At 61.9% G+C, this 13,004-nt stretch carries 16 protein-coding genes; 14 read left to right on the top strand and 2 right to left on the bottom strand.

Translation table 11 applies throughout. The annotated features are described in order from the left end of the window. Positions 1-90 precede the first annotated feature (90 nt). Entirely contained in the window at positions 91-1,407 is a 1,317-nt protein-coding gene (locus tag AC1MHZ_RS04315) for an OprD family porin (protein WP_084854473.1), read from the bottom strand. Between the two features lie 706 nt (positions 1,408-2,113). Between AC1MHZ_RS04315 and AC1MHZ_RS04310 the strand changes: the two genes are divergently transcribed. Next, positions 2,114-2,533 carry an HIT family protein gene (locus AC1MHZ_RS04310; RefSeq protein WP_084854474.1) on the top strand — a complete coding sequence of 140 codons (420 nt, stop codon included), beginning with the start codon at positions 2,114-2,116 and terminating at the stop codon, positions 2,531-2,533. Positions 2,534-2,537: 4 nt separating this feature from the next. Next, entirely contained in the window at positions 2,538-2,744 is a 207-nt protein-coding gene (locus AC1MHZ_RS04305) for a SlyX family protein (protein ID WP_084854475.1), read from the top strand. Between the two features lie 52 nt (positions 2,745-2,796). Here the strand turns inward: AC1MHZ_RS04305 and AC1MHZ_RS04300 are convergent, their stop codons facing one another. Next, positions 2,797-3,390, bottom strand: a complete 594-nt coding sequence (locus AC1MHZ_RS04300; protein ID WP_324818462.1) for a cold-shock protein — start codon at positions 3,388-3,390, stop codon at positions 2,797-2,799. Between the two features lie 264 nt (positions 3,391-3,654). On the opposite strand from AC1MHZ_RS04300, the gene AC1MHZ_RS04295 reads away from it, so the two are divergent. From AC1MHZ_RS04295 to tolA, 12 genes are all read left to right on the top strand, one after another. Then, on the top strand, positions 3,655-4,128 hold the full coding sequence (locus AC1MHZ_RS04295) for a Dps family protein (RefSeq protein ID WP_084854477.1): 474 nt from the start codon (positions 3,655-3,657) through the stop codon (positions 4,126-4,128). A gap of 179 nt (positions 4,129-4,307) precedes the next feature. Further along, positions 4,308-4,634, top strand: a complete 327-nt coding sequence (locus AC1MHZ_RS04290) for a ribbon-helix-helix domain-containing protein (protein ID WP_084854478.1) — start codon at positions 4,308-4,310, stop codon at positions 4,632-4,634. A 93-nt stretch (positions 4,635-4,727) separates the two neighbouring features. Beyond that, the gene (locus AC1MHZ_RS04285; protein WP_043209521.1) at positions 4,728-4,949 is read left to right on the top strand and encodes an FmdB family zinc ribbon protein; all 222 of its coding nucleotides are present in this window, start codon (positions 4,728-4,730) and stop codon (positions 4,947-4,949) included. 94 nt (positions 4,950-5,043) lie between these two features. Then, entirely contained in the window at positions 5,044-6,819 is a 1,776-nt protein-coding gene (gene aspS, locus AC1MHZ_RS04280; RefSeq protein WP_324818467.1) for an aspartate--tRNA ligase, read from the top strand. Positions 6,820-6,927: 108 nt separating this feature from the next. Beyond that, positions 6,928-7,680, top strand: a complete 753-nt coding sequence (locus AC1MHZ_RS04275; protein ID WP_368829735.1) for a YebC/PmpR family DNA-binding transcriptional regulator — start codon at positions 6,928-6,930, stop codon at positions 7,678-7,680. Positions 7,681-7,868: 188 nt separating this feature from the next. Next, on the top strand, positions 7,869-8,393 hold the full coding sequence (ruvC, locus tag AC1MHZ_RS04270; protein WP_084854481.1) for a crossover junction endodeoxyribonuclease RuvC: 525 nt from the start codon (positions 7,869-7,871) through the stop codon (positions 8,391-8,393). Between the two features lie 109 nt (positions 8,394-8,502). Then, on the top strand, positions 8,503-9,120 hold the full coding sequence (gene ruvA, locus AC1MHZ_RS04265) for a Holliday junction branch migration protein RuvA (protein WP_084854482.1): 618 nt from the start codon (positions 8,503-8,505) through the stop codon (positions 9,118-9,120). Beyond that, on the top strand, positions 9,117-10,163 hold the full coding sequence (gene ruvB, locus AC1MHZ_RS04260) for a Holliday junction branch migration DNA helicase RuvB (protein ID WP_084854483.1): 1,047 nt from the start codon (positions 9,117-9,119) through the stop codon (positions 10,161-10,163). Before ruvA ends, ruvB begins: the two co-directional genes overlap by 4 nt. Before the next feature lie 125 nt (positions 10,164-10,288). Next, entirely contained in the window at positions 10,289-10,741 is a 453-nt protein-coding gene (gene ybgC / locus AC1MHZ_RS04255; RefSeq protein ID WP_084854484.1) for a tol-pal system-associated acyl-CoA thioesterase, read from the top strand. Between the two features lie 2 nt (positions 10,742-10,743). Beyond that, the gene (tolQ, locus tag AC1MHZ_RS04250) at positions 10,744-11,439 is read left to right on the top strand and encodes a protein TolQ (RefSeq protein ID WP_084854485.1); all 696 of its coding nucleotides are present in this window, start codon (positions 10,744-10,746) and stop codon (positions 11,437-11,439) included. Positions 11,440-11,453: 14 nt separating this feature from the next. Then, complete coding sequence (gene tolR / locus AC1MHZ_RS04245) at positions 11,454-11,906, top strand: protein TolR (RefSeq protein WP_084854486.1); 453 nt, start codon at positions 11,454-11,456, stop codon at positions 11,904-11,906. Continuing rightward, a complete protein-coding gene (gene tolA, locus AC1MHZ_RS04240) occupies positions 11,906-12,982 on the top strand; it encodes a cell envelope integrity protein TolA (protein ID WP_084854487.1) in 1,077 nt (358 codons plus the stop codon). Before tolR ends, tolA begins: the two co-directional genes overlap by 1 nt. The last annotated feature ends 22 nt before the right edge of the window (positions 12,983-13,004 follow it).

The raw sequence follows: 13,004 nt of genomic DNA, 5'->3' as shown, positions 1-13,004 counted from the left end.
GGATGCCCCAGGGCGGGGCGCTTGTCAGCCAAGAAAAAGCCCGGCGATCGCCGGGCTTTTCCAGTGCGGGGCAAATGCAAGCCAGGGGGCTTACAGGATGCTCAGCGGGTACTCGACGATCAGGCGCAGTTCGTCCAGCGATGGGGAACCGTAGTAAACGCCATCGGAGGAGCGGTAGGTGGCCTGGCGCACGCGGAAGCTCAGGTCTTTGGCCGGGCCTTCCTGCAGCACGTACTTGATGTCGATGTCGCGTTCCCATTCCTTGCCGTTGCTGGTGCCGGCGACGTTGGCGTCGGTACCGCGCACGTAGCGGGTCATGAAGGTCAGGCCTGGGATGCCGTATTCGGCGAAGTTCAGGTCGTAGCGAGCCTGCCAGGACTTCTCGTCTTCGGCGTTGAAGTCGGAACGGGCAACGGAGTTGGCCAGGAAGATGGTGCCGCCACCATCGACGCCATAGGCATAGTCGCCGTCACCGGTGACTTTCTGATAGGCCAGGGTGAAGGTGTGTGCGCCAATGTTGTAAGCGCCCGAGAGGCTGAATGCGCGGTTGTCGAGCTTGTCGCCGTCAAAGGCGCGAGCGCGGTCACCATCGCTCTTGGTGTCATAGATGTTGAAGTCGAACACCAAGCCTTGCTTGTCGGAGATTGGCAGGGCCCAGTTGACGTTGGCGTAATATTTGCGCCAGTAGTCTTCAACCTTGGAGTAATACAGGCTGGTGCTCAGGTTATCGTTAAAGGCATAGGTGCCGCCAACGATGTTGGCTTCTGTCAGGCCAGGGTTTTTGATGCCAGTGTCGCCGTCGCGGCCGCCGATGCTGTCCTTATAGGTCTGGGCCTGAGCGTTAAGGCGTGTGAAATGACCGGCATTCAGTTCGAGGCCTTCGATTTCGTTGCTGGTCAACAGGAAGCCTTCGGCGACTTCTGGCAGCAGGCGGCTATCATCGGTAGCGAAGACCGGCAGGGCGGTGAATTGTCCGCCATACTTCAACACGGTATCGGAGATGCGCAGTTTCACGGCGCCGTGAGCTTCAGAGTAGTCGTCTTGCGCACGACCATCCTCGCCGAGTGGGAACAAGCCTGTGCCCGCGCGGCCGCGACCGCTGTCCAGTTTGACACCCAGGAGTCCGATCGCATCCACACCGACACCTACGGTACCCTGGGTGAATCCGGACTCGAAGGTGCCCACGAAACCTAGGCCGGTCTCTTCCACGCGGCTCTGACGGTCGCCGGTAATGGGATCCCGGTCATTGTTACGGAAGTCACGGCTGAAATACAGCATACGGGTCTTGACGTTCAGCTGGCTGTCTTCGATGAAACCCTTGGATTCATCTTGCGAAGAGGCCAGGGCCAGCTGCGAGGTCCCTGCCGCGACGGCCAGGGCGATCATGCTCCACTTCATCACGCGCATCGTGATTTGCTCCTTTGGTTTTAGGAAGATTACCGCTGCGCCCAGGTTTTTTAGTTATAGGGGCAGCTCTTTCTTTTTATGTCGGCGAAAATGTATATCACGCTGACTGTGCTTGGCGACAAAGAAAAAACAACCTTTTGATAACTTTTTCACAATGTCGCTTTTAGTTAGATCCGTGTCGCAAATCACGCCCTTTTCAGGGTCGTACAACGCCAGCGCCGTTATCACTCTCGTAACAAATGTGTAACAAACATAAGTAAGCGAGCGAAACTCCCTGGAAATCCATGCCGCTGTTGTTATTTGTCGCGTACCTGCCGGTTGCAGGCATCGTGCCGACTTGAATGACAGGGAATGCAACAAGCGTGCTCAAAATCACGAGCTCTTCATGAAATTTTCACATTCGCTGCGGACGAGGCGAGAAAACCTCCGCAAACACGGGGCGAAGCATGTCTGATGGTGTGCCAGGAGCCGCATCAAACGCCTGCGATAAAACCTGCCATTGAAGTCAATGTGTTACCGCCACTTGTTAATCCGAGTAGAAAGCAGTGGGGTGTATCGCGCGGGCGGGCCTCCTTTTGGTGCGAAAAGTAGCGCAGTGTTACCGCAGTGAGCACAACAATGCTCCTGCCTGGGTGTTGAAGCAGGGTATCCTTGGCTCATTGGCCCGTAGTGCCCGCTGGGCCGTTTCACGTTGAGGAGGTTTGCCGTGTTTGTCCTGGATTCGCGTCTGCAACAGGATTCCCTGGTATTGGGAGATCTGCCGTTGTGCCGGCTGCTGCTGAGCAAGGATGCCAACTACCCCTGGTTCATCCTGGTGCCGCGGCGTGCCGAGGTCAGCGAGCTGTTCCAGCTGAGCGAGGCCGACCAGCAACAGTTATGGAAGGAAACCACCTACCTGGCCGAGACCCTCAAGGAGTGCTTCGCGGCCGACAAGATGAACGTGGCCACCCTGGGTAACGTGGTCAGCCAGTTGCACATGCATGTCATCGTTCGCCGCCATGACGATGCCGCCTGGCCGGCGCCGGTGTGGGGGCGCCATCCTGCGGTCGACTACACCCCGGAGCAGGTCGAGGCGATCCGTCAACGCTTGCGCGCGGTATTGAATGAAGACTTCACGGAGGCCTGACGCCATGTCGCTGGAGTCGAGAGTCGTCGAGCTTGAAAGCCGTCAGGCGTTTCAGGATGACACCATCCAGGCGCTTAATGACGTGGTGGTCGAGCAGGCCCGCGTGATCGAGCGCCTGCAGTTGCAGATGGCCGAGTTGATCAAACGCTACGAGGAAATGGTGGGGCAGTACGGCAGCGAGGGAGAGGAGGCGCCACCGCCTCATTATTGAAGTGCGGCCAATGGCGTGGCGGGCAAGCCGCTACGCCACGAACCGCCCAGGGTCAGCGGCGGGAGACCGCGACTACGTCTTCGGCCTGCAGGCCCTTGTCACGGTGCATCACCGAGAACTCCACGCGTTGGCCTTCGACCAGAACGCGATGCCCTTCGCCACGGATGGCGCGAAAGTGCACGAAGATATCGTCACCCGAGTCGCGGGAAATGAAGCCGAAACCTTTGGAGGTGTTGAACCACTTGACCGTGCCGGTATCGCGCTTGCCGCCATCCTGGGTGACGCCCAGGCTGGCGCGGGGCTTGCCGATGCTGCGGGCGAAACCTGCGCCCAGGTGCAGGGCGACGGCGGCGACGGCGCAGAGCAGGGCAGGCAGGTCGCCCAGCTCCGGGCGGGCCAGCAGCGTCACGGTCTGCAGGACCACGGCCAGCACCAGCAGGGCGCAGGCCAGGTATTGCAGTTGCTGGCGCAGGCCTTTGTAGTAGTGCGGCAGGGCTGGGGCCAGGAGCAGGTTGAGCAGGCCGAGCAAGGCCAGGTAGACGGCTTCAGGTTGCTGGAGGAAAGGTGTAGCTTCGGTTTTGAGGCTGGGTATGAGCGATAGCAGCAAAGCTGCCACGCCCGTCACCAGATGGACGATCTTGAACATTTGGGTTGGCTCACATTGATAAGGCCGATCACAGGAAGAGCTGCCAGGGTGGTGCGCAGGTGTAAGGCGCGATCACACGGTTGGCAGCCTATGCACCCGGCAATGACAGTCCGCACGGGTGGCACGGTGCCTATTTAACAGCAAAGGCCGGGGGTTCTCAAACCGCGAGGGATGGATTGCCCTGGGTCACAGGCAGGAACGGGTAGGTCTGATACAGTTTGTGATGCCCCCTTGATGACCAAGCCTTGTGAAAAGGAGAGATCCATGGCAATCGATATCGGTATCAGCGAAGAAGACCGCAAGTCCATCGTCGACGGGCTTTCACGCCTGTTGTCGGACACCTACGTGCTGTATCTGAAAACCCACAACTTCCATTGGAACGTCACCGGCCCGTCATTCCGTACCCTGCACTTGATGTTCGAAGAGCAGTACAACGAGCTGGCCCTGGCGGTCGATTCGATCGCCGAGCGGATCCGCGCCCTGGGCTTCCCGGCTCCGGGCTCGTATGCCTTCTATGCGCGCCATTCATCGATCAAGGAAGAAGAGGGCGTGCCGCCGGCGGACGAGATGATCCGCCAGTTGGTCCAGGGCCAGGAGGCGGTGGTGCGTACTGCGCGCAGCATCTTCCCGGTGGTCGACAAGGTCAGCGACGAGCCGACGGCCGACCTGCTGACCCAGCGCATGCAGGTGCATGAGAAAACCGCCTGGATGTTGCGCGTGCTGCTCGACGGCAATTGATCGCCCGGCCGTAGTGCGATGCAAGGCCTGGTTCCGCGACCGGAACCAGGCTGCTCCATTTCCTTGAGGAAGGTTTTGCCACTGCTCTCCAGGCGCCTGCGGCGCTTTATTGGGCGCGCCCCTCGTGCGCAGCACTTGGGTGTCTTCCCAGGCGATGGAGTGGTGCGGTGGATATAAGGATGCAGCAAGGCAAGCGTGGTGCTTGCCAGGGAAAGTGGCCGGGCAAGCAGTGCATTGACCCGTTCAGGGCTGATTTCGACATGGTGCAGGTCAGGCCGGTCTCGCGTTCGGTCCGGCTCAATGGCTTTGCCACCTGCCTGCGCCTGGAGGTGGTGTACTGGCGGATTCTGGAGCGGATCGCCGAGGCCAATCAGTGTACGGTAAGCGCTGTGTTGTCCTATGTGGACCGGGAGGTGCACCTGCGTCATGGTGGGGTGCGCAACTTCAGCGGCCTGGTCCGGGTCATCTGCGTGGCCTGGTTGCTCGATCCGCCCAGCATGCGCTGATCGCCAGGCGGGCTGCACGGCTGTCCTTAACCATATATAATCCCGCTTTTCACTGCCCCCGGCAGTCAGCGTTGTGGTTGACGAGAGACACCCATGCCCCTTTATGACTATCAATGTGCATCCTGCGACCACCGTATGGAGGTGTTGCAGAAGATCAGCGCCGCGCCGCTGACCGATTGCCCGGCGTGCCAGGCGCCGGCGCTGAAGAAGCTGTTGTCGGTACCCGGTTTCCGCCTGAGCGGCAATGGCTGGTACGAGACCGATTTCAAGACCGGGGCGAAAAAGAATCTGGCAGGCGGCGACAAGGCCGACTGAGTTGAATTGCAGTGACCGGGTCTTGCAGTATTAGCCCCTCAGGGCGGCCAGACCTCCACCGAATACACGAATCACGAGAAGCGAAACCACCATCATGATGCGCAGCCATTATTGCGGCCAACTGAACGAGCGCCTGGACGGCCAGGAAGTCACTCTTTGCGGCTGGGTCCATCGTCGTCGCGACCACGGCGGGGTGATCTTCCTCGACATCCGTGACCGCGAAGGCATGGCCCAGGTCGTTTTCGACCCGGATCGCGCCGAGACTTTCGCCAACGCTGACCGCGTGCGCAGCGAGTACGTCGTGCAGATCACCGGCAAGGTGCGCCTGCGTCCAGAAGGCGCGGTCAACCCGAACATGGCCTCTGGCGCCATCGAAGTGCTGGGCTACGAGCTGACCGTCCTCAACGAGGCCGAGACCCCGCCGTTCCCGCTCAACGAATACTCCGACGTGGGCGAGGAAACCCGCCTGCGCTACCGCTTCATCGACCTGCGTCGCCCGGAGATGGCCGACAAGCTGCGCCTGCGTTCGCGCATCACCAGCAGCATCCGCCGCTACCTGGACGAGAACGGCTTCCTCGACGTCGAGACGCCGATCCTGACCCGCGCCACCCCGGAAGGTGCCCGTGACTACCTGGTGCCGAGCCGCACCCACGCCGGCAGCTTCTTCGCCTTGCCGCAATCGCCACAGCTGTTCAAGCAGCTGCTGATGGTGGCCGGCTTCGACCGCTACTACCAGATCGCCAAGTGCTTCCGCGACGAAGACCTGCGTGCCGACCGTCAGCCGGAATTCACCCAGATCGACATCGAGACCAGCTTCCTCGACGAATCCGAGATCATGGGCCTGACCGAAGGCATGATCCGCAAGCTGTTCAAGGAAGTCCTGGACTTGGAGTTCGGCGAATTCCCGCACATGACCTACGAAGAGGCCATGCGTCGCTACGGCTCCGACAAGCCTGACCTGCGTATCCCGCTGGAACTGGTCGACGTTGCCGACCAGCTCAAGGATGTCGACTTCAAGGTCTTCGCCGGCCCGGCCAACGATCCTAAGTGCCGCGTCACCGCCCTGCGTCTGCCAGGCGGCGCCAGCATGCCGCGCAGCCGTATCGACGAATACACCAAGTTCGTCGGCATCTACGGTGCCAAGGGCCTGGCGTACATCAAGGTCAACGAACGTGCCAAGGGCGTCGAAGGTCTGCAGTCGCCGATCGTCAAGAACATCCCCGAGGCCAACCTCAACGTGATCCTCGATCGCGTGGGTGCAGTCGATGGCGATATCGTGTTCTTCGGCGCCGACAAGGCCAAGATCGTCAGCGAAGCCCTGGGCGCGCTGCGTATCCGCCTGGGCCACGACTTCGAGCTGCTGACCTGCGAGTGGGCGCCGATGTGGGTCGTTGACTTCCCGATGTTCGAAGAGAACGACGATGGCAGCTTCAGCGCGCTGCACCACCCGTTCACCGCGCCCAAGTGCACCCCGCAGGAGCTCGAGGCCAACCCGGCCGGCGCCCTGTCCCGTGCCTACGACATGGTCCTCAACGGCACCGAGCTCGGTGGTGGTTCGATCCGTATCCATCGCAAGGAAATGCAACAGGCCGTGTTCCGTCTGCTGGGCATCGGTGCAGAAGAGCAGCAGGAGAAGTTCGGCTTCCTGCTCGACGCCCTGAAGTTCGGCGCGCCGCCCCACGGTGGCCTGGCCTTCGGCCTGGACCGCCTGGTGATGCTGATGACCGGCGCCCAGTCGATCCGTGAAGTGATCGCCTTCCCGAAAACCCAGAGCGCCGCGTGCGTCATGACCCAGGCCCCTGGCCTGGTGGATGCCAAGGCCCTGCGCGAGCTGCACATCCGTCTGCGCGAGCAGACCAAGGTCGAGTAATCGGCCCGGGCGCTTCCCGGTGGGGGCGCCCACGCGCTTCGGCGCCGTTTTCTCGCGTTCCGCCCTTCGGGGCGGAACCTGTTTCTGTTTGAAGGATTTGGAGACGTTATGGCTGGTCATTCGAAGTGGGCAAACATCAAGCACCGCAAAGAACGCCAGGATGCCAAGAGAGGCAAGATCTTCACCAAGTGGATCCGCGAGCTGACCGTCGCTGCCAAGCAGGGCGGCGCCGACCCGGCCTCCAACCCACGCCTGCGCCTGGCATTGGACAAGGCCTTGGGCGCCAACATGAGCCGCGACATCATCGATCGCGCCGTAGCCCGTGGTGCCGGTACCAACGAAAGCGACAACGTCGAGGAACTCAGCTACGAGGGCTACGGCCCCGGTGGCGTGGCGATCATGGTCGAGGCCATGACCGACAACCGCAACCGTACCGCGGCCGCTGTGCGCCATGCCTTCGCCAAGTGTGGCGGCAACCTCGGCACCGACGGCTCGGTGGCCTACCTGTTCGAGCGCAAGGGGCAGATCAGCTTCGCCGCCGACCTGGGCGTAAACGAAGAGGCCTTGATAGAAGCGGCCATGGAAGCCGATGCCGACGACGTGGTTGGCAACGATGACGGCTCCTTCGACGTCTTCACCTCGTTCAACAGTTTCTATGCGGTGCGCAACGCCTTGGAGGAAGCCGGTTTCAAGGCTTCGGACGCCGAGATCGTGATGCAGCCGACCACCAGTGCCGAGCTGGACCAGGAGGGCGCCGAGAAGGTGCTCAAGCTGATCGACATGCTCGAGGACCTGGATGACGTGCAGAACGTCTACTCCAATGCCGAAATCTCCGACGAGATCATGGAAAAACTCGGCTAAGGTATCTGGTTTATCCTGGCATGGCTCGTTGAGCCTGCGGCCCTTTCGCGGCACAAGGCCGCTCCTACAGGTACAGCGACGTTCCTCAGGTCGGCGCGATGTCTGTAGGAGCGGCCTTGTGCCGCGAAAGGGCTGCAAAGCAGCCCCAGGGGCCGCGCGCGTCGTATTCTTTATCTATTGCAGGCGTTATGACTCTGATTCTTGGTATCGACCCCGGCTCGCGCATCACCGGCTTCGGTGTGGTGCGCCAGACTGCCCGTGGCTGCGAGTACGTGGCGTCTGGCTGTATCCGCACCGGCAGCGGCGAGCTGCATGAGCGCCTGCAGATCGTGTTTCGTGGTGTCAGCGAAATCATTCGCCAGCACGGGCCCGTGACCATGGGCATCGAGCGGGTGTTCATGGCGCGCAATGCCGACTCGGCCCTCAAGCTCGGTCAGGCGCGGGGCGCGGCCATCGTCGCCGCCGCCGAAGCGGGCCTTGAGATCGCCGAGTACAGCGCCAGCCAGGTCAAGCAGGCCGTGGCAGGTACTGGTGGCGCCAACAAGGAGCAGGTGATGCTGATGGTCATGCACCTGTTGAAGCTGACGCAAAAACCGCAGGTCGACGCCTCCGACGCCCTGGCCATCGCCCTGTGCCATGCCCATACCCGCTCCAGCCTGGTGCCCCACGGCCTGGCCACGGCGCGGCGAAGAGGCGGGCGCTTGCGTCTTTGAGCGCTTCATGCGCAGATACAAATTTTGTCCGGGTGAAACGTTCACCCGTTGCATTTGCTGATAGGGTTGAGCGGTCTTCGACCGGCTCCCCGAGAGAAAGGATCGGAACGTGATTGGACGTTTGCGCGGCACCCTGGCGGAAAAACAGCCGCCGCACCTGATTATCGACGTCAACGGCGTAGGCTACGAGCTGGAAGTGCCGATGACCACCTTGTATCGCCTGCCCAAGGTCGGCGAACCGGTGACCGTGCATACCCATCTGGTGGTGCGTGAAGATGCGCATCTGCTCTATGGCTTCGCCGAAAAGCGCGAGCGCGAGTTGTTTCGCGAACTGATCCGGCTGAACGGGGTTGGGCCGAAGCTGGCGTTGGCGCTGATGTCCGGGCTGGAAGTGGACGAGCTGGTGCGCTGCGTGCAGGCCCAGGACACCTCGGCCCTGGTGCGTGTGCCGGGCGTCGGCAAGAAGACCGCCGAGCGCCTGCTGGTCGAGCTCAAGGACCGCTTCAAGGCCTGGGAAACCTCGCCTGCCATGTTCACCCTGGTGTCCGATGGCCCGCTGCCGGTCAGTAGTGCCTCCACGGCCGAAGCCGATGCGGTCAGCGCCCTGGTCTCCCTGGGCTACAAGCCCCAGGAGGCGAGCAAGGCGGTATCGGCGATCAAGGACAAGGCCGGTCTGAGCAGCGAGGAGCTGATTCGCCGTAGCCTCAAAGGGATGATTACCAAGTGATCGAAGCCGACCGACTGATCGCCGCCAGCGGGCGCGACCGCGAAGACATCCAGGACCGTGCGATCCGCCCGCTGCGCCTGGAGGAATACATCGGCCAGCCGGTGGTGCGCGAGCAGATGGCACTGTTCATCCAGGCAGCCCGTGGGCGCAACGAGTCCCTGGACCACACCTTGATCTTCGGTCCGCCCGGCCTTGGCAAGACCACGCTGGCCAACATCATCGCCCAGGAAATGGGCGTGTCGGTCAAGAGCACCTCGGGCCCGATCCTCGAGCGCCCGGGCGACCTGGCGGCCATGCTGACCAACCTCGAGCCCCACGATGTGCTGTTCATTGACGAGATCCACCGCTTGTCCCCGGTGGTCGAGGAAGTGCTCTACCCGGCGATGGAAGACTTCCAGCTGGACATCATGATCGGCGAGGGGCCGGCGGCCCGCTCGATCAAGCTGGACCTGCCACCTTTCACCCTGGTCGGTGCCACCACCCGTGCCGGCATGCTGACCAACCCGCTGCGCGATCGCTTCGGTATCGTCCAGCGCCTGGAGTTCTATAGCAACAGGGACCTGGCCACCATCGTCAGCCGTTCGGCCAACATCCTGGGCCTCGTGATCGAGGACGAAGGCGCCTATGAGATCGCTCGCCGGGCCCGTGGCACCCCGCGGATCGCCAACCGTCTGCTGCGCCGGGTGCGCGACTACGCCGAGGTGCGTGGCAAGGGCGAGATCACCAAGGCGGTGGCGGACATGGCGCTGAACCTGCTGGATGTCGACGAGCGTGGCTTCGACCATTCCGACCGCCGCCTGCTGCTGACCATGATCGAAAAGTTCGACGGTGGCCCGGTGGGGGTCGACAACCTGGCGGCAGCCATCAGCGAGGAGCGCCATACCATCGAAGACGTGCTCGAGCCATACCTGATCCAGCAGGGCTACATCATGCGTACGCCACGCGGGCGTGTGGTCACCCGTCACGCCTACCTGCATTTCGGCCTGAACATTCCCGGCCGCTTTGCCGAAGGTGGCGAATTTTCCGATCCCGACGATGAATGACAGATCGAATCGGGGTTTTCGTGGTCCTACCGCTGGCACGCCCTCGCGGCGCTGGCAATAAGACATTATCGATGCAAAAACAGTTGCCGGGGCGGATTGGCAAGCTGAGGAGTAAGCACTAGAGTATGCGCGCGCAAAAAGGCCTGGAACCGTTCGCCCACCGCTGTCGCGTCTATTACGAGGACACCGACGCAGGTGGCGTGGTGTATTACGTCAATTACCTGAAATTCATGGAGCGTGCACGCACCGAGCGGCTGCGGCACCTGGGGTTTTCCCAAGCCGAGCTGGCAGGCCAGAACCTGCTGTTCGTGGTCCATTCCAGCGAAGCGCGCTACCACGCGCCGGCGCGGCTGGACGACGCGTTGCGGGTGACCGCGCAAGTACTTGAATTGAATCGCGCCAGCCTGCGCTTCGTGCAGCAGGTCTGGCGGGAAAAGGATGAAACGCTGCTCTGCGAGGGGCAGTTCCTGGTGGCCGCCGTGCGCGCCGACACTTTCAAACCCCGGGCCATACCCCAAGAGCTGCGCGACGCCTTCCTGGCGGACGGCACGGGTACTCAATCGAACGCAGGAGAATAAGCGTGGAAGCTAACGTCGTCGACCATACCTCCATGTGGAGTCTGGTCAGCAATGCCAGCATTGTGGTGCAGCTGGTGATGCTGACCCTGGTGGCAGCCTCGGTCACCTCATGGATCATGATCTTCCAGCGCAGCACCATGCTGCGCGCCGGTCGTCGTGCGCTGGACGCCTTCGAAGAGCGCTTCTGGTCGGGCATCGACCTGTCCAAGCTGTACCGCCAGGCAGGCAGCAACCCAGACCCGGATTCCGGCGTCGAGCAGGTGTTCCGTGCCGGCTTCAAAGAGTTCTCGCGCCTGCGCCAGCAGCCGGGCGTCGACCCGGATGCGGTCATGGAAGGCGTTGGCCGTGCCATGCGCGTAGCGATCTCCCGCGAGGAAGAGAAGCTCGAGCAGAGCCTGCCGTTCCTGGCCACCGTCGGTTCCACCAGCCCGTACATCGGCCTGTTCGGTACCGTCTGGGGCATCATGAACTCCTTCCGCGGCCTGGCCTCTGCCCAGCAGGCGACCCTGGCCACCGTGGCCCCGGGTATTGCCGAGGCGCTGATCGCCACTGCGATCGGCCTGTTCGCCGCGATCCCGGCAGTCATCGCCTACAACCGTTTCTCGGCCCGCAGCGAAGTGCTGATCGGTCGTTACTACACGTTCGCCGACGAGTTCCAGGCGATCCTGCACCGCAAAGTACACACCAGCGAAGAGTGATCAGGTAGAAGCCCATGGCCCGAGTTCGCCACAAACGCAAGCCGGTCGCCGAGATGAACGTGGTGCCCTACATCGACGTGATGCTGGTGCTGCTGGTCATCTTCATGGTGACCGCTCCCATGCTCAACCAGGGCGTGAAGGTCGACCTGCCCAAGGTATCCAGCGAAGCCTTGCCCCAGGACAACAACGTTCAGATCCTGACCATCTCGATCAAGGCCGACAAGACCTACTACTGGAACCTCGGCAGCGAGGTCGACACCGACAAGCAGATGGACAAGGCCATGACCTTGCCGGAAATGACCGACGCGGTGACCAAGATCATTGCCGCCGGTCGTGACCAGGGCAAGCAGACCCAGGTCTTCATCCGTGGCGACAAGGCCGTCGACTACGGCGCGGTCATGGGCGCCATGGGTGGGTTGCAGAAGGCCGGTGTCGGTAACGTTGGCCTGATTACCGAGGCGCCCTGATGCAACAGCGAGAGCCATCCGCCTCGGAAAGCTACTTCTGGCCCAGTATCTGGGCCATCGGTCTGCATGTGCTGGTGTTCGCGATGCTGTTCGTCAGCTTCGCCATGACGCCGGAACTGCCGCCGTCCAAGCCTATCGTCCAGGCCACGCTCTACCAGCTCAAGTCCAAGAGCCAGGCAACCACCCAGACCAACCAGAAGATCGCCGGGGAAGCGAAGAAAACCGCTTCGCGCCAGACCGAAGTCGAGCAGCTGGAACAGAAGAAGGTCGAGCAGGAAGCCATCAAGGCCGCGGAACAAAAGAAAGCTGACGCCGCTCAAAAGGCCGAAGAGGCCCGAGAGGCCGCCGAGGCGAAGAAGGCTGAAGAGGCTGCCAAAGCCGCCGAAGCCAAGAAGGCCGCCGAGGCCAAGAAAGCCGAAGAGGCGAAGAAGGCCGCCGAGAAGCAGCAGGCCGACATCGCCAAGAAAAAGGCCGAGCAAGAGGCGAAGAAGCAGGCCGAGGAAGAAGCCAAGAAGAAGGCCGCCGAGGAGGCGAAGAAAAAAGCCGCCGAGGAGGCCAAGAAGAAAGCAGCCGAGGACGCCAAGAAAAAAGCGGCGGCCGAGCAGGCCAAGAAAAAGGCAGCTGAAGACGCCAAGAAGAAGGCGGCGGCAGATGCCCAGAAGAAAAAGGCCCAGGAAGCGGCCCGCAAGGCAGCGGAGGACAAGAAAGCCCAGGCCCTGGCCGAGCTGTTGTCCGACACCACCGAGCGGCAGCAGGCCCTGGCCGATGAGCGTGGCGATGAAGTGGCCGGCGATTTCGACGACCTGATTCGCATGCGGGCAGCCGAAGGTTGGGCACGTCCGCCGTCCGCACGCAGGGGCATGACGGTAGTCCTGCAGATCAACATGTTGCCCGATGGCACCATCACCAATGTCAGCGTGGCGCGCTCCAGCGGCGACGGCCCGTTCGACGCCTCGGCGGTGGCAGCAGTGAAGAACATTGGTCGTTTGACCGAAATGCAGGGCTTGAAGCCGAACGAGTTCAATCCGTATCGTTCATTCAAGATGACATTTACACCTGAGGATCTTGCGTTGTGATTAAACGTCTGAAAGGACTGCT

The organism is Pseudomonas sp. FA-1 (assembly GCF_056856075.1).
Note: the sequence above shows the minus strand (reverse complement) of the source record. Positions and strands in the feature narration are given on the sequence as shown.

Coding starts and splice junctions, on each gene's coding strand:
- AC1MHZ_RS04315 (WP_084854473.1), bottom strand. CDS start 1,407: ATGCGCGTGATGAAGTGGAGCATGATCGCCCTGGCCGTCGCGGCAGGG.
- AC1MHZ_RS04305 (WP_084854475.1), top strand. CDS start 2,538: ATGTCGCTGGAGTCGAGAGTCGTCGAGCTTGAAAGCCGTCAGGCGTTT.
- AC1MHZ_RS04300 (WP_324818462.1), bottom strand. CDS start 3,390: ATGTTCAAGATCGTCCATCTGGTGACGGGCGTGGCAGCTTTGCTGCTA.
- AC1MHZ_RS04295 (WP_084854477.1), top strand. CDS start 3,655: ATGGCAATCGATATCGGTATCAGCGAAGAAGACCGCAAGTCCATCGTC.
- AC1MHZ_RS04290 (WP_084854478.1), top strand. CDS start 4,308: ATGCAGCAAGGCAAGCGTGGTGCTTGCCAGGGAAAGTGGCCGGGCAAG.
- AC1MHZ_RS04285 (WP_043209521.1), top strand. CDS start 4,728: ATGCCCCTTTATGACTATCAATGTGCATCCTGCGACCACCGTATGGAG.
- aspS (WP_324818467.1), top strand. CDS start 5,044: ATGATGCGCAGCCATTATTGCGGCCAACTGAACGAGCGCCTGGACGGC.
- AC1MHZ_RS04275 (WP_368829735.1), top strand. CDS start 6,928: ATGGCTGGTCATTCGAAGTGGGCAAACATCAAGCACCGCAAAGAACGC.
- ruvC (WP_084854481.1), top strand. CDS start 7,869: ATGACTCTGATTCTTGGTATCGACCCCGGCTCGCGCATCACCGGCTTC.
- ybgC (WP_084854484.1), top strand. CDS start 10,289: ATGCGCGCGCAAAAAGGCCTGGAACCGTTCGCCCACCGCTGTCGCGTC.
- tolR (WP_084854486.1), top strand. CDS start 11,454: ATGGCCCGAGTTCGCCACAAACGCAAGCCGGTCGCCGAGATGAACGTG.
- tolA (WP_084854487.1), top strand. CDS start 11,906: ATGCAACAGCGAGAGCCATCCGCCTCGGAAAGCTACTTCTGGCCCAGT.